Below are 19,759 nucleotides of genomic sequence, written 5' to 3' on the forward strand. Positions count from 1 at the left end.
CGCGAAGGATCCCCGATGACCGACGAGTCCGAGACGGTCCGGCTCACCGTCGTCGACGGCGACGAGCGCGTCGAACTCGACGCCGAGCGCGGCCGGAACCTCCGCCGGGTCCTGCTCGACGCCGGGCTGTCGCCGTACGCGCCCGCGACCCGCCGTCTCAACTGCGGCGGCCGCGGGCTGTGTGCCACCTGCGGCGTCCGCGTCCGCGAGGGGCCGCCGGCCGACCACTGGCACGACCATCTGGCCGATCGGTTCGGCTATCCGCGGCTCTCCTGTCAGATCGCGGTCGACCGACCGATGACGGTCGCGCTCGTCGACAAGCGCGTGTGGGGCGGGCGGCGGTCCGACGCGAGCGACGGGGGTGCGGGATCGGACGACCGCTGAGCGCGGCGAACCGACGGACCCCACACCTCGTTTCCGGTGAAACGGCGAACGCTACCGCGTCACACGCGACCGCGCGGCGACCGGGAGCGCGAAGGCCGATCGCGGCACAAAAGCCAAGTCCACGGGCCCGAACGGTCCGGTATGCAACCCTCCAAGGAGCGCGAGTCGTCCGACGACGATCCGATGGACGACCTCGACGACCTCCTCGACGACGACCTCGCCGGCGGCGACGGGGCGTCCGACGCCGATTCCGGCGGCGCCGCGGCCGCGGAGCCGAGCGCGGGGAGCGCCGAGAGCGCGGGCGGCTCCGGTCGAATCGGCGTCTCGGGCCGGTGGTTCTCGGGGAAGGCGTTCGCGCTCGCGCTCGTGACCGTCGCGGTCGGGGTGTTCGTCGGCGGCCTGATCCCGATCATCGGCGGGACGATCGGGACCGCGGGCGGCGTGTTCCTCGCCGCGTTCCTGCTCGGCCTCGTCCTCTCGACGCGCCGGTACGTCGAGACGGGGATCGCCGGGGGCGCGGCGGGCGCCGCGAGCGCGGTGACGAGCGTCCTCGGCGTCGGGTTCCTCCCGATCGGGATCGACTACCTCTCGCAGTGGGGGCTCCCGCTCGTCGCGGTCGGCGGCGGGGTCGGGCTCGTCCTCGCGCTGCTCGGCCACTACTTCGGTCGGGACCTGCGCGCGGGACTGAGTCAGGATATCGGCGAGTGAAGGATAGACCCGTCGGAGGCGACCGACTCAGTGCGTCCGGAGCGCGTCCTCGGCGCCGACGTAGGCGGCGATCTCGTGGCGCTCCAAGACGAGGAAGCCGGCGAGGATCGCGACGAAGCCGAGGATCGCCTCCGCCTCGATCAGGCTGCCGAGCAGGACCCAGCTCCCGACCGCGGCGACGACCGGCTCCGCGTAGCCGACGAGGTGGAGCTGGGTCGGCCCGACCTCGTCGAGCAGCGCGAAGTAGATCAGGAACGCGACGACGCCCGACAGCAGCGTGAGATACGACAGCGACACGATCGACGTCGCGTTCCAGACGATCGCCGCGGGCGACTCGCCGAGCAGGGCGGCGCCGACGAACAGGAGCCCGGCGCCGGAGACCATCGCCCACCCCTGGAGCGCGGCGATCGGGAGGTCGGTCCGCAGCGGGCGGAGCAGCACGGCGCCCAGCGAGAAGGCGACCGCGCCCGCGAACGCGAGCGCGACGCCGAACAGCGCGGCGCTCCCGAGTCCGGCTTCCATCGGGTCGGCGATCACGATCACGCCGAGGATTCCGAGGGCGAACCCGCCGATCTCGAAGGGACCGAGGCGCTCGTTCGGGAGGAGGAGCGCGGCGAACGTCGCGGTCAACACCGGCGCGAGGCTCACGACCACGGCCGCGACCCCACCCGAGATGCGGAGCTCCGCAACGTAGAGGAGCCCGTGGTACGCGGCGATCACGAAGGCCCCGGCGACGGCGACCCCGAGCCACTCGTCGCGGCCTCGTGGCATCGCCCTGCCGGAGGCGACCGCGGCGACGCCTAACACGACCGCGCCGGCGATCGCGTAGCGGACGCCGGCGAACAGCAGCGGCGGGAAGTAGTGTAACCCGGCCTCGATGGCGACGAAGGAGGTGCCCCACAGCGTCGCGAGGAGGACGAACGCCGCGAGGATCGATTCGGGAGTAGAAACCAGGTTCCGCAAGTTCATTGACTACCAATTCAGAATTGCTGGAGATAGTTAAACACAGCTCTCAGGCTCCCCGAGATCGAAAACGAACAATCACACATACGAACTGCGTGCGATACGGTTCCGAAATGAGAGCGAATCTTGAACTCGACTCCAACCGTATCGGCCGCAATATATAACAGATCGTCACGGGAAAGGGTCGTATGGACGAGCGCGACGTGCGGCTGTTGAAGGCCATCTCCGATCTCGGGACCGGGAGCCCGGAGCGGCTCCACGAGGAGACCGGGATCCCGGTGTCGACGATCCACTACCGGCTGAACAACCTCCGCGAGGACGGCGTCATCGAGAACGACCTGTACGACCTCGACCACGAGGCGCTCGGGCTCGGCGTCACCGTCATCGTCGAGGTGCTCGCGAGCTACGAGGGGCCCTACGAGGAGTTCGCGGAAGAGCTGCTGGCGGTCGAGGGCGTCACGGAGGCGTTCTTCACGATGGGCGAGACGGACTTCGTCGTCCTCGCGCGACTCTCCTCGTCGGACACCGTCGAGCGGCTCATCAGCGACTTCGAGGCGATCCCCGAGGTCGAGCGCACGAACTCGACGTTCACCATCGCGACGCTGCGCGACGAGCCGCGGGCGCCGGCGACGTACGACCTCGACACGCTGATCGAGGAGCTGACCGACTGACGCCGGCGGCTCAGTCGGACAGCAGCGAGGAGGTGGTCGACCGTTCGACGAACAGCAGCGCCACTAAGCCGAGAATCACCAGCGTGTAGGAGAACGCCGCGAACAGCGCGTCCTGCGTCGTCGAGTACTCCGTGGTGCGGAAGATGATCACCTTCCGGACCATCGCGATGACGCCGGTGTAGATCACCAGCCTGACGATCCGCCGGGTGTCGCTCTGTTCGATGTAGGCGACGACCGTCTCGTACACCTCGACGATGATGAGCAGGAGCAGGCCCGTCTCGATGAATCCGATGACCGTGTTCGGGTCCGTTATCTCGCCGGTCGGGACGGACTCGACGATCTGGATCGCGAGGTCGACGACGCCGACGCCGAAAAGCAGCGCGAAAAGCGCCGCCGCCGCCAGTTCGACGCCGTGGATGAACCAGTTCGTCGCGTCGGAGACGCGTTCGCCACGCGACCTCTCGGTGGCCGGGTCGGGCGTTCGGTCCGGCGAGGACGGGTCGTCCGACGGTTCGCTCGCAGACGAGTCTGCCATCTGAAGTTCTTAGATCGAAACAGGGGCTCGCGCCACCTAAAAAGCGGGCCTAACGGACGTGGAGCGCGCTACGACCGCTTCCCGATCTCCTCGCGCAGCACGTCGGAGACGACCTCGCCGTCGGCCTTCCCGCGGAGCGCACCCATCGCCTCGCCCATCAGCCCGGAGAACGCGCCCATCCCCTCGTTCTCGATCTGGTCGGCGTTGCGCTCGACGACCTCCACGACCGCCTCGCGGACCTCGTCCTCGCTCACGCCCGACAGGCCCGCCTCCTCGACGGCCTCGCTCGCCGACAGCTCCGGGTTCTCCGCGAGCGTCGTCAGCACCTCGGGGACGCCCTCCTTCGCGAGGTCGCCGTCCTCGACGAGGTCGAACAGGTCGAGGAAGTGGTCGTCGGTGAGGTTCTCGACGGGCGCGCCGTCGCGCCGGACCTCCGTCGTCGTCGACTCCAGCGTCGACGCCGCGAAGGTGGGGTCGACGCCGCGCTCGACCGCGGTCTCGAAGAGGGGGAACCGCTGGCCGAACGCGACCTGCTCGGCGAGGCCGGCGTCGAGGCCGAACTCGTCGGCGTAGCGCTCCGCCTTCTCGTCGAGCAGCTCGGGCGTCACCACGTCGGAGGGGTCCGGCTCGACCGGCGGCACGTCCGTCTCGGGGTACATCCGCGCCGCGCCCGGAAGCGGGCGGAGGTAGCGCGTCGTCCCGTCGTCGTTCGCGCCGCGGGTCTCCTCCGGGACGCCCTCGATCGCGGTCTCCGCGCGCTCGGCGGCCGCCTCGATCGCGAGGTCGGCGGTCTCGGGGTCGGCCGCGACGATGGCGACCGCGTCCTCGTCGCCCGCGCCGACCGCGTCGCGGAGGGCTGCGACCTCGTCGGCCGTGACGCCGTACGCCGGCAGCTCGTCGGTGTGGAAGACCCCGCCCGCGCCGTGGCGCTTCGCGTGGTCCGAGAGCTCGGTGCCGAGCCGGCGGTCGGGCTGGATCTCGCGGCCGACGAGCCCGTCGAAGCCGAACAGCGGGACCGCCGTCACCTTCCCGCCGGAGTCGAGCGCGCCGCGGATGACCCCCGACTCCGTGTCGGCGAAGACGTCGGTCACGTCGGAGACGTCGCCGACGCTCGCGTCGCGCTCGCGGAGCTCGTCGCGGATCTCCAGGAGTTCGGCCTGTCGGCCGACCTCGCCGCGGACGATGTCCTCGATCCCCTGGAGGTCCTGAACCCCCTTTACCTCGACGCGGGCGCCGTCCGCGATGGAGACGTTCACGTCCTGGCGGATGGTGCCGAGGCCGCGCTTGACCGCGCCCGTCGAGCGCAGCAGCATTCCGATGCGCTCGGCGGCCTGCCGCGCGCCCTCGGGGCTCCGGATGTCCGGGCCCGTCCCGATCTCGACGAGGGGAACCCCCAACCGGTCGAGCGAGTAGACGACGCCGTCGTCCGTCTCCTCGACGCGCTTCGCCGACTCCTCTTCGAGCATCAGGTCGACGATGGAGACCGAGCCGGCGTCGGTCTCGATCTGGCCGTCCTGCCCGAGGAGGATCGAGCGCTGGAACCCGGAGGTGTTCGAGCCGTCGATGACGAGCTTCCGCATGACGTGGGCTTGGTCGACGACGTTCAGGTCGAGCAGGTCGGCGATCTGGAGCGCCACGGAGAGCGCCTCGCCGTCGACGCGCCGGGGCGGCTCGTCGTCCTCCTCGACGAGGCAGGTGGTGTCGTACGCGAGGTAGGTGAACTCGCGGTCGACGCGGCTCTCCTCCATCGCGGCGTCGTCGATCTCGCCAAGCTCGCTCTTCGTCGGGTGGAGCCGCCGGGTGATCGACTGTTCGGCCTCGTCCGGGTCGCGCTCGACGGTCGGGGAGTTACAGAACAGCTTGGTCTCGGTGTCGAGCTGCTGGTGGATCTCCAGCCCGGCGACGAGCCCCAGCTCCTCGTAGTCGTACTCGGGGGTCGCGTCCGTACTCATTACGCGTTACTCCGACGGCGCGCGACTAAAAGGGTGGCAGTTCGCGCGAGCGACGCGAGACCCGGGCCGCCGATGCTGTTTATAAACTACAGGTGCGGTGGCGCGTGCCTGCGAGCGGCCGCCCCCGGCGGCCGCGAGACAGCACGCGCGAGGGACGCCGCGAACGCCCGAAGGGCGTGAGCGGCGAGGCTGGGGAGGCGTGAGGTGCTGTGCGGAGCGCTGCGGGGCGGGACTCAAAGGGGCAGCCGCGAGGCGGGCGCAGGCGACGTAAGTAGCGTGGCGCTACGCGCCACGGAAAGCCGGCGGCGAAGCCGCCGGCGACACCGCAGGAACGAGCGAAGCGAGTGACGAGGAGCGTGGTTCGAGAGAGCGAAGCTCTCTCGTCATCCCGAAAATCTTCGATTTTCGGGCGACAGCGAGCGTGCGCCCGCCTCCCGGCTGGGGCTTTGGCGGTGTTGGCCGTCGATCCACGGTCGCTCATTTATAAGCGAGGGGCTGGGGCTTTGGCGGTGTCAACGATCTATCCGAAATCAACGGCGCTGTTGAAATCCTCACTCGGAGATATGTCCTTGAAACCATGCTGAATACAGAGCGCGTCTCGGTCACTGAGCTCTCGGGCGTTGGTGAGAGAGTGAAGGCTTCCGATCGAGAAACCGCGGCGGCGCGCACCGCTGCGTATCCCGGACTACAGCAGACGTTGAGCGGGGATCGGACGTAACGCGGGTCGGTTGGCGTCGCCTACGCCAGCGCAATCCCCGCCCCGACGGCGAGACTCGTCAGTGCGAGGCCGACGAGCGCGACGATTGTCCGGTCGTGGTGTCCGTCGCGGTCGTCGGAGTCGAACCCACGACCGGTCAGAACGCCGAGGCCGACAGCGACCGCGGAGAGGCCACCGGCGAGCGCCAGCGTCGTCCAGAGTTCCAGTCCGTGCTGTGCGACTTCTCGTGTAGCCGTCCCGGCGAGAAGGACGCCAGTTGCTATCGGGGCCGCGGCTGTCGCTTTGTTGGAGGGCATCAATCGGATTTCCAATGCGCATTTAAAAACAGTGGCGATGCCGTTCCGGTCGCGTAAAGTTAGAGGATGAGGCGGTCGATTTCTGAGTGTCTATGCCAGAATTCGACCGCCTCAGCGAACGTATAGCGTGGATCGACTTGTCGTTTGTGGAGCGAGATCGAACTCCGCGTTGGGTGATTGAAGTAGGGATCCGCTGTCATTTGGCCGGTATGTCACTACGTGAGGTAAGTAAGCATCTTGAACTGTTTGGGATCGATCGGAGTCACGTTGCTGTTCACAACTGGGTTCACAAAGCCGATCTACAGCCGATCTCAACCGTCTCCGAGGATCAGCTTGCGGTTGACGAAAAGATGATCCGCCTTCACGGACAGAAGTTCTGGCTGTACGGTGCGGTTGATCCGAACACGAACGAGATCCTCCACGTGAGCCTCTATCCGACCGCAAATAAACAGACGACGCGATGGTTTCTCACCGAGCTTCACCGGCGCTATCAGCTCGATAACGTCGAATTTCTCGTCGATGACGCAGACTATCTCGGATCAGTTCTCGCTGAGGACGGCTATCGATTTCAAGTCATTCGTCATGGAAATCGGAATGCCATCGAACGTGTCTTTTGGGAAATAAAACGACGAACATCATCGTTTGCGAATAGTTTCAGCAATGTCGCGCTCGAGACAGCTCAAGATTGGCTCGAAGCCGTCGCCGTCTACCACAACTCACGCCAAACTTAACGCGACCGCCGTTCCGCGGACAGTGGTCAGTACAGGAGACCCACGTACTGACGTAGAACACCGATCTGTCCATATTATGTCAAGAATATCGTACAAGATTTAGAGGGTGAATCCAGCACGGGTCCCACATTTGTTACATTACAACTGTACTGGCCCATCCACACGGATCATAGATTTCTATTCAGAATTTTTGCCTGCAGTTATCTTTGTCCCACACTTCGGACAGAACTGCGGATTGTCGTACTCGGACAGGTCAGCTTCGCAGTTTGGACACGCTTGGTAGGCCCGTGTGTTGGTCCCTACGTGCTCAGTTTTCTCCCTGAACACTTCGGTTCCAGTGTCTTCCAGCGCATAGACGTGGTTGTCGTCAGAATAGTCTGTCGTCCCGATGTAAACGGTCCCATCCACCACTGCCGGTGACGATCTGACCCAACCCCCGGTTTCGAAGGCCCATTGCTCAGTGCCGTCTGTTGTATCAACCGCGTAGAGATTGTTATCGTTACTACCGACGTAGACCGTGCCATCCACCACTGCCGGTGACGAAGACACACTAAGGTCAGCATCGAAGCGCCACTGCTGTCTCCCAGTGGTCGCATCGAGAGCGTAAACGTGGTTGTCGTCACTCCCGACGTAGACAGTCCCATCTACCACTGCTGGTGACGACCTCACATGGCCACCAGTCTCGAAGCACCACTGTTGGGGCGACCTAGACAACAGTCCTCCCCCGTCCGAATCCAAAGCGTAGACGTGGTTGTCATCACTCCCGACGTAGACCATGCCATCCACCACTGCCGGTGACGACCTCACCTTGAACTCAGTCTCGAATCGCCACTGCTGTCTCCCAGTGGTCGCATCAAGAGCGTAGACGTTGTGGTCATCACTCCCGATATAGACAGTCCCATCCGCCACTGCCGGTGACGAATCCACCCGGCCGTCAGTCTCGAAGCGCCACTGTTGTTTTCCAGTGGCTGCATCCAAAGCGTAGACGTTGTAATCCCGACTTCCGACGTAGACAGTCCCATCCACCACTGCCGGTGACGACATCGCGCAACCGTTAGTCCTGAAGCGCCACTGCTGTCTCCCAGTGGTCGCATCGAGAGCGTAGACGTGGTTGTCGTCACTCCCGACGTAGACAGTCCCATCCACCACTGCCGGTGACGAGGACATGCCGGCATCAGTCTTGAAGCGCCACTGCTCTGTGCCATCGAGACTGAGAGCGACGATGCCGGTCTTGTTTATGCTGGCATAGACTGTCTGATGCCAGACAGCCACCTCACGCACTGCGTTTTTGAGTTGATTTCGCCACTGTACAACTGGCTCGTCAGTTAGCGCTGGCGCCTGCTTACGTTGTAATCGGTGCGTTGGATTATACATCCGTACGGTCCGGTCAGCCATTGTCGCCAGAGAAAGCCCACTCTCACTTTACTCCACCCCACGGTTGGGCTCGGCTACTCACTCTAACTGCGAGATACGCGCGCTACATTCAGCAGCGCTGCGTGAACACTAACGAGATCTGGCAGAATCTACGGCGGTACGTTCACAGGCGTATTCTATCGACCAGTCACCGGACAGAACCGAGCACAGTCGTCACTCCTCACGTAGCATCGAAAGGAATTGTGCGTGGGTGCTGTCGTAGAGACAACACCGTGCATCGTTTGGGGGTGGACCCCTGCGATGCGTGGGACCGGATTTGAACCGGCGGACCTCTACAGGACAGCGCCCTCAACGCTGCGCCGTTGGCCTGGCTTGGCTACCCACGCTCGCGGTGTTCTGTCGCGTCTCCACGTACCCTTCCCCTAATTAAAAGCCCTTCCATTTGGCGGGAGCGTGGCGGGGTTTCGCAGACCGCCGTGCGGCGGAACGCGGTCGCGACCCCGCGACCACGACCGGCGCGCGGCGAGCGCCACCCGAACGCGTCGACCGCAACCGGCACGCGTTTGGGGGTCGCGTCCCACCACAGGGATATGTCCGACTGGGCCCGCGAGAACGTCTCCGTCCTGACCGCCGTCGCCTCCGGCGTCGCGCTCGCGCTCGTCTTCGGCGCCGTCGGCGGCGTCATCCCGAGTTCGCTGTTGCCGCGCGCGAGCGACGCCGTCCTCGCCGCGATCCCGCACTTCAACGCCGCCGTCTCCGCGACCGCCATCGTCACGATCCTGCTCGGCTGGCGAGAGATCTCCCGCGGGAACGTCGAGCGCCACCGGAACTTCATGGTGACCTCCTTCGCGCTGTTCGCCGCGTTCCTCGGCGCGTACCTCTACCGGCTGATCCACGTCGGCACGACCGAGTTCCCCGGTCCGGAGCTCGTCTACTCGTACGTCTACCTCCCGTTCCTCGCGGTCCACATCCTGCTCGCGATCGTCTGCGTCCCGTTCGTCTTCCACGCGCTCTTCCTGGCCGCGACCCGCTCGTACGAGGAACTCTACCACACGCGGCACTCGCAGGTCGGGTTCGTCGGCGCCGTCCTCTGGCTGATCTCCTTCACGATGGGGATCGGGGTGTACCTGCTGCTGTACCACGTCTACTGACCGATTTTAAAAACGCGCCGACTACGCGTTCCGCTCCGCCTTCTTGTGTGCCGCGTAAAACAGCGGGACGAGCAGCGCGCCGGCGAAGCCGAAGCCGAGCGCGAGCGTCCCGATGTCGCTCGCGGTGAGGCCGCCGCCGGACTCGCTCGAACCGTCCGAACCGCCCGAGTCGCCGCCATCGCCCCCGTCGCTGCCGGATCCGCCGTCGCCCCCGCCGCCGCTCTCGCCGTCGCCGCCCTCCGCCTGCGGATCAACGAGGTCGTCGTCGACGGAGCCGACCGCGACGACGCCCTTCATTCCGACCGCCTCGTGCGGCTCGCAGAGGTAGTTGAACGCGTCGCCGTCGCTCGCGTCCGCGAAGGTGTGCTCGAAGGTCGTCCCCTCCTCCGAGACCGCCGACCCGCTGTCGAAGGTGCCGTCGTTCGCGACGACGTTGTGACCGCCGCCCTGTCCGGTCCACTCCCAGACGACCGTCGCGCCGGGGTCGATGAGGATCGCGGCGGGGCCGAAGCGGAGTCCGTTCTCGCCCGCCCCGACCTGAACGGTGACCTCGTCCTGCCCGCGGTAGTCGTGAGTCCCGTCGTAGTTGCTGACGCCCTCCAGCCAGCCGTCGTACTGGGCGGACGCGGTCCCGCTTCCGGCCGCGACGCCCGCGGCGACCGCCGCCCCGGCGGCCCCGGCGCGGAAGAACCCGCGGCGGCTCATCGACGCGGCGTCGTCCTCGGCAGCGTCGGCGTTCCGTGTCATACCTCGACGTGTGACCGTGAGCGTATTTAAGCCCCCGATACGTTCCGAACGGTCGGACCGGCGGCGAACGTGTGCGGGATCGACGCGGAGAAGCGAGCGCTAATCGTCCGCCGGCGTGGGCTATTCGCGGTCCCTAATCGTCCGCCGGCGTCGGATCCGAGACCGGCGCGTCGACGTCGCGGTCGGTCGCCTCGCCCTCGACGTCGAACGGGTACTCGCCGGTGACGCAGCCGAGACAGAGGTCGGCCCGGCTCTCGCCGAGCGCCTCCGCGACCGCGTCGATCGAGAGGTACGACAGTGAGTCCGCGCCCACCTCCTGCCGGATCTCCTCGGTCGAGGCGTCGGCGGCGATCAGCTCCTCGCGCGTCGCCATGTCGATGCCGAAGTAGCAGGGGGCGAGGATCGGCGGCGCGCCGATCCGGAGGTGGACCTCCTCGGCGCCCGCCTCGCGCACGAGGTCGACGAGCTGCGTCGAGGTCGTCCCGCGGACGATGGAGTCGTCGATGATGGTGACGGACTTCCCCTCCACCGTCGAGCGGATCGGGTTCAGCTTCAGCCGGACCGCGCGCTCGCGCTCGTCCTGCGTGGGCATGATGAACGTCCGGCCCACGTACCGGTTCTTCATCAGCCCCTCGGCGAACTCCACGCCGCCGTCGTCGGCCGCCCTGGGCTCGCCGTCGGCCGTGGTCTCGCCCGCGGCGTCGGCGTAGCCGGAGGCGAACGCGCGCCCCGAGTCGGGGACTGGCATCACCACGTCGGACTCGACGCCGGACTCCTCCCAGAGCTTCCGGCCGAGCTTCCGGCGCACCTCGTACACGAGGCTCTCGTCGATGACGGAGTCGGGGCGCGCGAAGTAGACGTGTTCGAAGAAGCAGTGGGCGGTCGACTCGCGCTCGACGAGCTGATACGTGTCGTAGCCCGTGCCGTCCGGGTCGAGGACGACGAGTTCGCCGGGGCGGACGTCGCGGATCAGCTCGCCGTCGAGCGTGTCGATGGCGGCCGACTCGCTGGCGATGACGTAGCCGCCGTCGATCTTCCCGAGACACAGCGGGCGGTTGCCGAGCGGGTCGCGGACGCCCAACACCGTGTCGTCGTGGGTGATCGCCAGCGAGTAGGAGCCGTGGATGCGGTTCATCGTGTGTTTGACCGCCCGAACGAGGTCCTCTTCGAGGAGGTTGCGCGCGAGGTCGTGAGCGATCACCTCGGTGTCGCCGTCGGAGGTGAACGCGTGGCCCGCCGCCGCCAACTCCTCGCGCACCTCGTCGGCGTTGACGAGGTTCCCGTTGTGCGAGAGCCCGAGCGATCCGGACTTGAAGGAGACGGAGAAGGGCTGCGCGCAGCTCTTGTCGAGGCTCCCGGCGGTCGGGTAGCGCACGTGGCCGATGCCGGTGCCGCCCGACAGCGACGCGAGGTCCCCCTCCTCGAAGGCGTCGCCGACGAGGCCGCGCTCGACGTGGCTGTGCTGTTGAAACCCGTCGTGCGTGACGATCCCGGCCGACTCCTGGCCGCGGTGTTGGAGCGCGTACAGCGCGTAGTACAGCGGTCGCGCGGCCTCCCGGTCCTCGAGCGAGACGCCGACGACGCCGCACTTCTCCCGCGGTTCGTCGCCGCCGTAGTCCCCACCGGCGTTCATGTACGCGAGGGTGGGGCGGGCGGCGATAAAAATCCTCGTGTTCGTGGCGTATCGCTCCCCTTCTCGCCCTTATTTATGCGTGATCGTGGATATTTTTGGCGGGCGGCGGCCGCGCGGTCACGCGGTCCGACCGCGGCGGTCACGCCGTCTCGCCGCCCCCGACGAACTCGTCGAGACGCGCGAAGTAGTCCTCGCGGGGCACCTGATACGCCCCGCGGTAGTCCACGTCGCCGGCGACGAACCGCTCCGCGACGTCGACCGCGCCGGCGGCGCCCGCCTCCCGGCTCTCGTGGGTCTGCGCGACCGCCTCGATCTCGGGCTCCAAGAAGAGGACGACGTGCCACTCGTCGGTCGCGTACTGGCCCGATCCGGGCCGGGCGTTCCGGGCGCCGTTCGTCAGGTAGATCGTCGGGAGACACTCGTCGGGGAGGTCGCCGCTCCCGAAGACGTCGGGGCGGTAAACGAGGATCGCCCGTCCGCTGGGCTCCTCGTTCCACAGCCGCCACCCCTCCGGCAGCGATTCGAAGACCATGCGCTCCCTCCGTCGCGGAGGCTTGAAAACGTCGCGCTCGGGTCGACCGGTCCCGTCAGTCGGGGACCGTGCCTCAGTCGACCACGACCCTCAGTCGACGATGTCCGACCCGCCCGGCGGCAGGAACTCTTGTAGCTGGTCGGCGCTCGCGACCTTCCGCACGAACGACTGGTCCGCGAACCGCTCTTTCAGGTTCCGGTAGGCCATCATCGCCGCGTCGTTCTGCGCGTACATCCCCGGCTCGAAGGTGACGTGCGCGGCCGCGCGGTCGACGATCGCCGACGGCGGCCCGCCGATGGCTCGCGTGACCGGCTCGCACTGGACGCCGACGGCGATCCGGCAGGGGACGTCCTCGAAGTACGTGCGGTCGCCGCGGATCACGAAGCTCCCCTTCTCGATGTACTCGCCGCTCTCGGGCGTCTTCGACACCTGATCCGGCTCGACCATGTACGCGTCGCCGGCGCCGCGGCCGTCCTTCCAGTCCGAGGAGTACGAGACCGCGAACTGCGCGGCCTCCCTGAGCGTCTCCTCGTCGAAGTCTACCGGGTCGGCCGACTCCGAGGGACCGGACGCCTTCAGCAAGGTCACGGGCCCCCCGTGCGCCTGCGTGTGGAAGAACCGGTCGTGTTTGCTCATGTACTTCTTCACTAACTCCTCGTTCTGGTCGGCGTTGCGCCCGCCGATGACGAGGTAGCCGGTCGACGTGTGGAACCAGCGGAACCGCTCGAACCAGTCGTCCGGGCTCCGGATCGGGATCGACGAGCGGGCGAGCCAGTCCGTCTCGTACTCCTCGTCCTCCTCGTCCTCGCCGTTCCCCCCGTCGCCATCACCTCCGTCGTCGGCCGCCTGCTGCTCCTCCCACTCCCGCTTGCGCTCCTTGACGGCCTCCAGCTCCTCGCGAGTCGACTCGATCGCCTCCTGCGCGCCCGCCTTCTTCTCCTCGACGCGCTTCGCTTCCCGGTAGAGCCGGTCGGCGTTGACCTCCACGCCCTCGCTCGCGTCGAGCTCGACCCGGGTCGTGCCGCCGCCGCTCCCGTCGTCGCCTCCGTCACCGCCGCTCTCCTCGTCGAGCTCGACCGTCACCGTTCCCTCGCCGCCGTCGATATCGACGACGGCCTCCGCGGCCGGAATGCCTCGCTCCGCGCCCGCGTCGAGCGTCTCCTCGATCTCGTCCCACGGCACCTCGTTTGCGCGGGCCTCCCGCACCGTCGAGATCACCTCGTCGACGAGGTCGTAGTGCGCGTACAGCAGCTCGGCGCGCTCTCGTTCTGCCTGCGCCTGCTCCTCGAACCCCTCGATCGCCCCCCGCTGCTGTTCGATGATCCGCTCCTGTTTGGCGATCTCCTCCTCGAAGTCCGGGCGCGAGGCGCTCGCGTCCGCCGGCGCCTCGCCGTCGTCGGTCTCCTCGTTCGCGAGCCGGTAGAAGTACTCGTCGACGGCGGCGTTGAACGAGTCGAAGCCGACGCTCGGCAGACCCTCGTGCTCGGCGAGCGGGAACGGCGTCACGTCGACGACACGAGGGTCGCGGTCGTCCGCCTCGTCGCCGGAGAGCTCCTCCTCGTACACGCGGGGGTCGACGTCGCCGGAGCGGAGCCGCTCGTCGATGCGGGCGAGCGCGTCGTGGAGCGCGCCGAGCTGGTCGTCGGTCGCCTCCTCGATCGGCGTCTCCTTCGGCACGCCGGCCCGGGTACACACCTCCTCGGCGTACAGGCCGCCGAGGTTGAGCTGCGTGGCGAGCGTGCGCACCACGTCGCTGTCCGACTCGCGCATGTGGCGGTCGAACGCGCCGCGGCTCACGTCGAGCGGGTTCAGCCGGGAGGCGGGGTACTCGTACTGCGAGCCGGGCGCGACGGTGCGGGACTTGAGCCGCACCGTCGACAGCGCCCCGATCACCTCGCCCGTCTCGTCGAGCGCGGCGACGTTGCCCTGGCCGAACAGCTCAGCGACGAGCGTCGTGTTCTGGTCCTCGCGCTCGAACTCGAACGTGAGGATGCGGTCGAACTCGTACTGCTCGACGCCCGCGAAGTCCGCGCCGGACATCCGGTTCCGCAGCATCTTCGCGAAGTTCGGTGGGCGACCGGGCGCGTCCGCGACGTGGTCCGGGTCCGCGGCGTGCGCCCGTTTGATGTCCCCCACCTCGATCATGAGCTCGACGCGGCCGCGGTCGAAGTCGCGCAGCTTCAGCCGGAGCAGGTCGTCGTCGTAGAGGTACGCCTTGTCGACCTTCGCGCCCTCGTACCGATTGAGCTCGGTGACGAGCGCGGCGAGGTCGATGCTCGACAGCTCCCGCTTCTGGTCCATACTCCATAGCAACCGGCGGGCCGGAAAAAGGCGTGTCGTTCCCCCGGTATCGCGAGACCGATCTCAGTTCCAGACGGTCTCGTAGCCGGCGTCGGCGATGACGCCGTCGCTCGTGATGATCGCGTCCGTCTCCCGCGTTCGGTGACTGGCGACGGTCAGGGCGTCGTGAATGCTCAGTTCGTCGATGACCAGAGCGTACTCTGTCAGCTCGGCGTCCTCGATAGACGCGAGCATGACGGGTCCGTTGTCGAGTAGCGCCTGGCGGGCTTCGTCCGGCGTTCCGGTGAGGGTGACGCCTCGAACGTCCTTGTCGCGAGAGACCGCGTACAAAACCTCGGCGATCGCCGTACTGGGTGCCTGAACGACCGTCTCTCCGGCTTCCGCTTCGGCGAATATCCGATCGGCGGCGCGCGGGAGCGCGTCGACGAGATAGGCGAGAAGCGAGACCGCGTCGGCCGTGTACTCCGTCACGTCAGACCTCCTCGTAGTTGCTGTCGCGGCGCTCTCGGACGCGCCGGGCGAGTTCTTCGGCGACCGCCTCCCGCTCTTCTCGAGACGTGTCGTCGGGGACGAGCAGTCCCCTTCCGGCCGTGCGCGTGCGCTTTTTGACGACGATTCCCTCGTCGGTGTCTATCCAGATCACCTCGTCACCGGGGGTCAAATCGTACTTCTCGCGGAGGGACTTCGGGATCGTCGCCTGCCCCTTCTCCGTGATCCGCGTCGACTCGCTCATGCGCGGTAATACTCGTCGTAATACCTTAGTGTTGGGGGGCAGCCGGTTCCCGACCCCGTCAGATCCGCTTCGAGACGTACGGCCCGTCCTGTCGGTAGCCGAGCTTGTTACGGTAGTACTCGCGGGCGCCGATGCCGGAGATGACCGCGACCTTGTCGTAGCCGGCCTCGCGAGCGAGTTCCTCGGCGCGCTCTAAGAGCTTCGTCCCGTACCCCTGGTGCTGCCAGTCGCCGTCGCCGCCGATGCCGACCTCGTTGCCGTACACGTGGAGCTCGCGGACCAAGGCGGCGTCTTCGAGCTCCGGGCGGATCGGGTCGCCCTCGGTGCCCGGCGCGCCGGGCTGGTCGGGCGCGAAGGAGGGGAACCGCAGGCGACAGAAGCCGACGAGGAGGTCGCGGACGGGATCCTCGAAGGAGATGAAGTGCTCCGTGCCGCCGCCGGCCTCGTAGGTGAGCACGTCGAGTTCGACGTCGTCGGGGTCCGGGTCGGCGTCGTTGTGGCCGACCTCGCGGGCGCGGATGTCGCGCTGGACGATCCCCTTCCCCTCTGCGCGCTGGGCCGCGAGCTGGCGGAGGTTCGACTTCTGGACGCCGGCATCGATGAAATCCGCGGGGATGTCGCGCTGGACGCGCTGGAGCCGCGTGTACTTCGGGATCAGGTCCATGGCGTCGGCGACGAGGTCGGCCGCCTCCTCGCTGGTGAGCGGGTCGAAGTCGTCGCGGCGCCAGCGATCGTACACGCGGGTCCCCTCGACGACGAGGGTGGGGTAGATCTTCAGGTAGTCGGGCCGCCAGTCGGGGTTGTCGAACAGCTGCCGGAAGTCCTCTAAGCACATCTCGCGGGTCATCCCCGGCTGGCCGGGCATCATGTGGAAGCCGACCTTGAACGCGGCGTCGCGCAGGCGTCGGTTGGCGTTCCGGCTCGCCTCGTTGCCGTGCCCGCGGTGCATCTCGCGGTTGATGCGCTCGTAGGTCGTCTGGACGCCGACCTCGACCTTCGTCCCGCCGAGGTCGAGCATCCGGTCGATCTGCTCCGGGTCGCACCAGTCCGGCTTCGTCTCGAAGGTGGTGCCGATGTTACGGATCTCGTTCGTCTCGTTTTCCGCGATCACGTCCTCGAGGTACTCGAACTCGGTCTCCTCTGGCGCGGGCGCGAACGACTCCCCCTCGGCCGGCTCCGGCTCCTTGTCCAGGTCGTAGTCGTTCATCGCCTGTAGCGCGCGCTTCACGAACCACTCCTGGTAATCGTGCGAGCGCGCGGTCATCGTCCCGCCCATCAGGATGAGCTCGACCTTGTCGACCGGGTGGCCGATCTTCCGGAGCTGTTCGAGCCGGAGGGTTACCTGCCCGTACGGGTCGTAGTCGTTCTGCTCGCCGCGGGCCGCCGCGGGCTCGTGGCCCGTGTACGACTGCGCCGAGGAGAACTCCGAGGCCGGGCCGCCGGGACAGTAGAGGCACTTCCCGTGCGGGCACAGCTCCGGCGAGGTCATGATCGCGACCGGCGAGACGCCCGAGGCGGTCCGGACGGGCTTGCGCTGGACCACCTCGATCACGTCGTCGCGGTGTTCGGCGGGCGCGTGGTCGAGGATCTCGGTGTTCTTCGGCACCTTCGGGGAGCCGAACTCCGAGCAGGCGTCGAGCTTGGCGCGTTCGAGGTCGTCGCGCTCGATTTCCCCGTCGAGGATCCGGTCGACGAGGTGTTCGCAGGTGCGGACGAACGCCTCCGAGTCGGTGGCGTCGGCGTCTCCGGCGCCGTCGTCGGACTCGGCGTCGCCCGCCGCGTCGGTACTCATTACGCTCCGATCGACGGGTTTCGGAGTTAAGCGTGTCGCACCGATCCGTGAGAGGGGTGCGCGTCGGCGAAAAAGCGAGAGTCGGCGCCGTGTCTTCGATCACACGGTACCGCGTTTTCCGCCTCGGCGAAACGAAATCTGAGCCCTCGACCGCTCGGCTGTACGAGGGCTTCAAATCAGACAAATCGGCGAGCGACACCACCGAAGCCCCAGCCGCGAGGACTCGCGCGGCTCGGTGCGCTCCTCGCTCGCTCCGCTCGCTGCGGTGCTACCGTCGCCGTGCTTCGTCCTCGCGACAGCGTGGCGCTACGCGCCACGGGCAACCGGCGGCTTCGCCGCCGGTGACTGCCCCTTCGAGTCCCGCCCCGCTCCGCACCGCAACCGTACCTCACGCCTCCCCAGCCTCGTCAGTCGCCGTCGCTTCGCTCCGGCGACTGACTCCCTCGCGCGTGCCGCTCGGCCGCGGTGCGGCCTCGCGGGCACGCGCCACCGCGACCGCACGTTCGGGGGTTGGAACCGAACCCGCTCGTTTTAGGCAGGGCGCGGCGTACCCCGGCCCGTGCTCCGGAAGGACCTCCTGCGCGTCTCCCGGGCGGGCGGCGGCTACCGCCCGCAGTTCACCGGCCGGGAACACCGCCCGCTCGCGGCCCGCGTCCTCGGGACGTTCGAGTCGCACGTCGGCGAGCGGCGCGGCGACCTCGACGACGCGCTGGCGGCGCTGGAGGCCGACGCCGCCGCCCGGAACGGCGACTTCAAGCTCGTCCGCGGGCTGGCGGCGCTCGTCGAGCGCGAGTGCGAGTTCGAGACGCGCGCGCCGGTCCCGCCGCGCCGCGTCCGGCGGGCCGCGTTCGAGGCCGCGGAGGCGGTCGGCGTCGCGAGCGAGCCGGACCGGGAGGTCGCGGTCGAGCGCGCGGCCGACGCGCTCGGTATCGAGTCCGAGGCGGTGGACGCCTCGCTGTACGCCGACCGCGACGTCAACGAGGTCCTCGTCGACGCCGACGTGCGCTGGGACCCCGACGCCCTCTTGGAGCAGTACGACCTCTCCTTGGCCCAGACCGCGCTCTTCGACGCCACCGAGGTCCGGGTGCGGTCGAACGACCCGAAGCGGCTCGTCTCCGCCGTCAAGCGACTCCGGTTGATGTACGAGGTGGAGCAGACCCCCGAGGGCCGCGAACTGGTCGTCACCGGCCCGGACCGGCTGTTCTCGCGCACGCGGCGGTACGGGACCGCCTTCGCGCGGCTGCTCCGGACCGTCGCGGAGTCGGCGGAGTGGTCGCTGGAGGCGACCATCGACGACCGCGGCCGCGAGCGCACAATGCGCCTCTCGGACGGCGACGTGACGGTGCCGGACGTCGAGCCCGTCGCGGAGCCCGATTTCGACAGCGGGGTCGAGGCCGACTTCGCCGGGCGCGTCCGCGGGCTCGATCTCGACTGGACCTTGGTGCGCGAGCCGGAGCCGCTCGAAACCGGGGCGAGCGTGATGATCCCGGACTTCGCATTCGACTACGCCCACGCGGACTTCAGACTCTTCTTCGAGGTGATGGGCTTCTGGACCCCCGAGTACGTCGACAAGAAGCTCGGCCAGCTCGCGGACGTGGAGGACGTTGACCTGCTGGTCGCCGTCGACGAGAGCCTCGGCGTCGGCGAGGAGATCGCCGCGCGCGACCACCGCGTCGTCACCTACTCGGGGACGGTGCGCGTGAAGGACGTGGTCGACGTGCTCCGCGAGTACGAGGCCGAGTTCGTCGCGGACGCGGCCGCCGACCTCCCCGATACCCTCTCGCCCGACGCCGACGCCATCGGCCTTGACAACCTCGCCGACGAGCGCGGCGTGAGCGTCGAGGCGCTAGCGGACAAGTCGTTCCCCGACCACGAGCGGATCGGGCGGACGCTCGTGCGGCCAGCGGTGATAGAGACGCTCGCCGAGGAAATCGAGGCCGGGATGGCGCTCTCGGAGGCCGAGGCGGTCCTCGACGACTACGGCGTCGACGACGCGAGCGCCGCGCTCTCGCGGCTGGGGTACCGGGTCGAGTGGGAGGGGCTCGGCGGCGGGACAGTTCGGGAGAAATCGGTGTAGCGTATTTAAATAAGTGCTGTGGCGCGTGCCGATGAGCGCCCGAAGGGCGCGAATCGCACGCGCGAGGGAGTCAGTCGCCGGAGCGAAGCGACGGCGACTGACGAGGCTGGGGAGGCGTGAGGCTGCGGTGCTGTGCGGGCGGGCGGGACTCAAAGGGGCAGCCGCGAGGCGGGCGCAGGCGACGTAAGGACCGCAGGGCAGGAGCGAGCGAAGCGAGCGACCAACCGAGGACCGCAGCGAGCGTGCGCCCGCCTCGCGGCTGGGGCTTTGGAGGTGTTCTCCGTCGATCCACATTCCGTCATTTATAAGCGAACGGCTGGGACTTTGGCGGTGTTCAACGCCGTCCCGTAGTCAATTATTTATAAGGAAGCGACCGTGGCTTTGGTGGTGTTCACCGCCGGTCCGTGAGCGGCTATTTATAAACGATCGATTGGGGTTTGAGAAGTGTTCTCCGCCGATCC

At 67.8% G+C, this 19,759-nt stretch carries 18 protein-coding genes and 1 tRNA gene; 6 read left to right on the forward strand and 13 right to left on the reverse strand.

The annotated features are described in order from the left end of the window. The first annotated feature begins 15 nt into the window (after positions 1-15). Together DVK07_RS04110 and DVK07_RS04115 are read left to right on the forward strand one after the other, a co-directional pair. On the forward strand, positions 16-384 hold the full coding sequence (locus DVK07_RS04110; protein ID WP_121595865.1) for a 2Fe-2S iron-sulfur cluster binding domain-containing protein: 369 nt from the start codon (positions 16-18) through the stop codon (positions 382-384). A 141-nt stretch (positions 385-525) separates the two neighbouring features. After that, positions 526-1,092, forward strand: a complete 567-nt coding sequence (locus DVK07_RS04115) for a hypothetical protein (RefSeq protein ID WP_121595866.1) — start codon at positions 526-528, stop codon at positions 1,090-1,092. A 27-nt stretch (positions 1,093-1,119) separates the two neighbouring features. Here the strand turns inward: DVK07_RS04115 and DVK07_RS04120 are convergent, their stop codons facing one another. Next, on the reverse strand, positions 1,120-2,061 hold the full coding sequence (locus tag DVK07_RS04120; protein WP_121595867.1) for a DMT family transporter: 942 nt from the start codon (positions 2,059-2,061) through the stop codon (positions 1,120-1,122). A gap of 182 nt (positions 2,062-2,243) precedes the next feature. On the opposite strand from DVK07_RS04120, the gene DVK07_RS04125 reads away from it, so the two are divergent. Further along, positions 2,244-2,726 carry an Lrp/AsnC family transcriptional regulator gene (locus tag DVK07_RS04125; protein ID WP_121595868.1) on the forward strand — a complete coding sequence of 161 codons (483 nt, stop codon included), beginning with the start codon at positions 2,244-2,246 and terminating at the stop codon, positions 2,724-2,726. A gap of 10 nt (positions 2,727-2,736) precedes the next feature. Here DVK07_RS04125 and DVK07_RS04130 read toward each other — a convergent pair whose 3' ends face one another. The 3 genes from DVK07_RS04130 to DVK07_RS04140 form a co-directional block, all read right to left on the reverse strand. Beyond that, positions 2,737-3,261, reverse strand: a complete 525-nt coding sequence (locus DVK07_RS04130) for a phosphate-starvation-inducible PsiE family protein (RefSeq protein WP_121595869.1) — start codon at positions 3,259-3,261, stop codon at positions 2,737-2,739. Positions 3,262-3,329: 68 nt separating this feature from the next. Next, entirely contained in the window at positions 3,330-5,213 is a 1,884-nt protein-coding gene (gatE, locus tag DVK07_RS04135) for a Glu-tRNA(Gln) amidotransferase subunit GatE (RefSeq protein WP_121595870.1), read from the reverse strand. A gap of 738 nt (positions 5,214-5,951) precedes the next feature. Beyond that, positions 5,952-6,227, reverse strand: coding sequence for a hypothetical protein (locus tag DVK07_RS04140; RefSeq protein ID WP_121595871.1), 276 nt, complete (start codon positions 6,225-6,227; stop codon positions 5,952-5,954). Positions 6,228-6,319: 92 nt separating this feature from the next. On the opposite strand from DVK07_RS04140, the gene DVK07_RS04145 reads away from it, so the two are divergent. Next, entirely contained in the window at positions 6,320-6,958 is a 639-nt protein-coding gene (locus tag DVK07_RS04145) for an IS6 family transposase (RefSeq protein WP_121595872.1), read from the forward strand. A gap of 177 nt (positions 6,959-7,135) precedes the next feature. Here DVK07_RS04145 and DVK07_RS04150 read toward each other — a convergent pair whose 3' ends face one another. Beyond that, positions 7,136-8,239 (reverse strand): PQQ-binding-like beta-propeller repeat protein, encoded by a 1,104-nt coding sequence (locus DVK07_RS04150; protein WP_158603126.1) that lies wholly within the window; start codon positions 8,237-8,239, stop codon positions 7,136-7,138. Between the two features lie 394 nt (positions 8,240-8,633). Continuing rightward, positions 8,634-8,718 (reverse strand) — tRNA-Leu (locus tag DVK07_RS04155). Positions 8,719-8,922: 204 nt separating this feature from the next. Between DVK07_RS04155 and DVK07_RS04160 the strand changes: the two genes are divergently transcribed. Beyond that, a complete protein-coding gene (locus tag DVK07_RS04160) occupies positions 8,923-9,483 on the forward strand; it encodes a DUF420 domain-containing protein (RefSeq protein ID WP_121595874.1) in 561 nt (186 codons plus the stop codon). Positions 9,484-9,504: 21 nt separating this feature from the next. Here the strand turns inward: DVK07_RS04160 and DVK07_RS04165 are convergent, their stop codons facing one another. The 7 genes from DVK07_RS04165 to DVK07_RS04195 form a co-directional block, all read right to left on the reverse strand. Further along, on the reverse strand, positions 9,505-10,230 hold the full coding sequence (locus DVK07_RS04165) for a halocyanin domain-containing protein (protein ID WP_121595875.1): 726 nt from the start codon (positions 10,228-10,230) through the stop codon (positions 9,505-9,507). A gap of 133 nt (positions 10,231-10,363) precedes the next feature. Next, entirely contained in the window at positions 10,364-11,863 is a 1,500-nt protein-coding gene (gene purF, locus DVK07_RS04170) for an amidophosphoribosyltransferase (RefSeq protein ID WP_121595876.1), read from the reverse strand. 139 nt (positions 11,864-12,002) lie between these two features. Beyond that, entirely contained in the window at positions 12,003-12,395 is a 393-nt protein-coding gene (locus tag DVK07_RS04175) for a DUF5820 family protein (RefSeq protein WP_121595877.1), read from the reverse strand. A 90-nt stretch (positions 12,396-12,485) separates the two neighbouring features. Further along, entirely contained in the window at positions 12,486-14,696 is a 2,211-nt protein-coding gene (gene rqcH, locus DVK07_RS04180) for a ribosome rescue protein RqcH (protein WP_121595878.1), read from the reverse strand. Positions 14,697-14,759: 63 nt separating this feature from the next. After that, entirely contained in the window at positions 14,760-15,167 is a 408-nt protein-coding gene (locus tag DVK07_RS04185; protein WP_121595879.1) for a hypothetical protein, read from the reverse strand. Between the two features lies 1 nt (position 15,168). Continuing rightward, a complete protein-coding gene (locus DVK07_RS04190; protein WP_121595880.1) occupies positions 15,169-15,429 on the reverse strand; it encodes an AbrB/MazE/SpoVT family DNA-binding domain-containing protein in 261 nt (86 codons plus the stop codon). A gap of 58 nt (positions 15,430-15,487) precedes the next feature. Next, positions 15,488-17,221, reverse strand: coding sequence for a tRNA uridine(34) 5-carboxymethylaminomethyl modification radical SAM/GNAT enzyme Elp3 (locus tag DVK07_RS04195; RefSeq protein ID WP_121595881.1), 1,734 nt, complete (start codon positions 17,219-17,221; stop codon positions 15,488-15,490). A 559-nt stretch (positions 17,222-17,780) separates the two neighbouring features. Between DVK07_RS04195 and DVK07_RS04200 the strand changes: the two genes are divergently transcribed. Further along, entirely contained in the window at positions 17,781-19,298 is a 1,518-nt protein-coding gene (locus DVK07_RS04200) for a DUF790 family protein (RefSeq protein WP_121595882.1), read from the forward strand. Positions 19,299-19,759: the final 461 nt, after the last annotated feature.

Source organism: Halorubrum sp. Atlit-26R (genome assembly GCF_003666015.1).
Lineage (GTDB): Archaea > Halobacteriota > Halobacteria > Halobacteriales > Haloferacaceae > Halorubrum.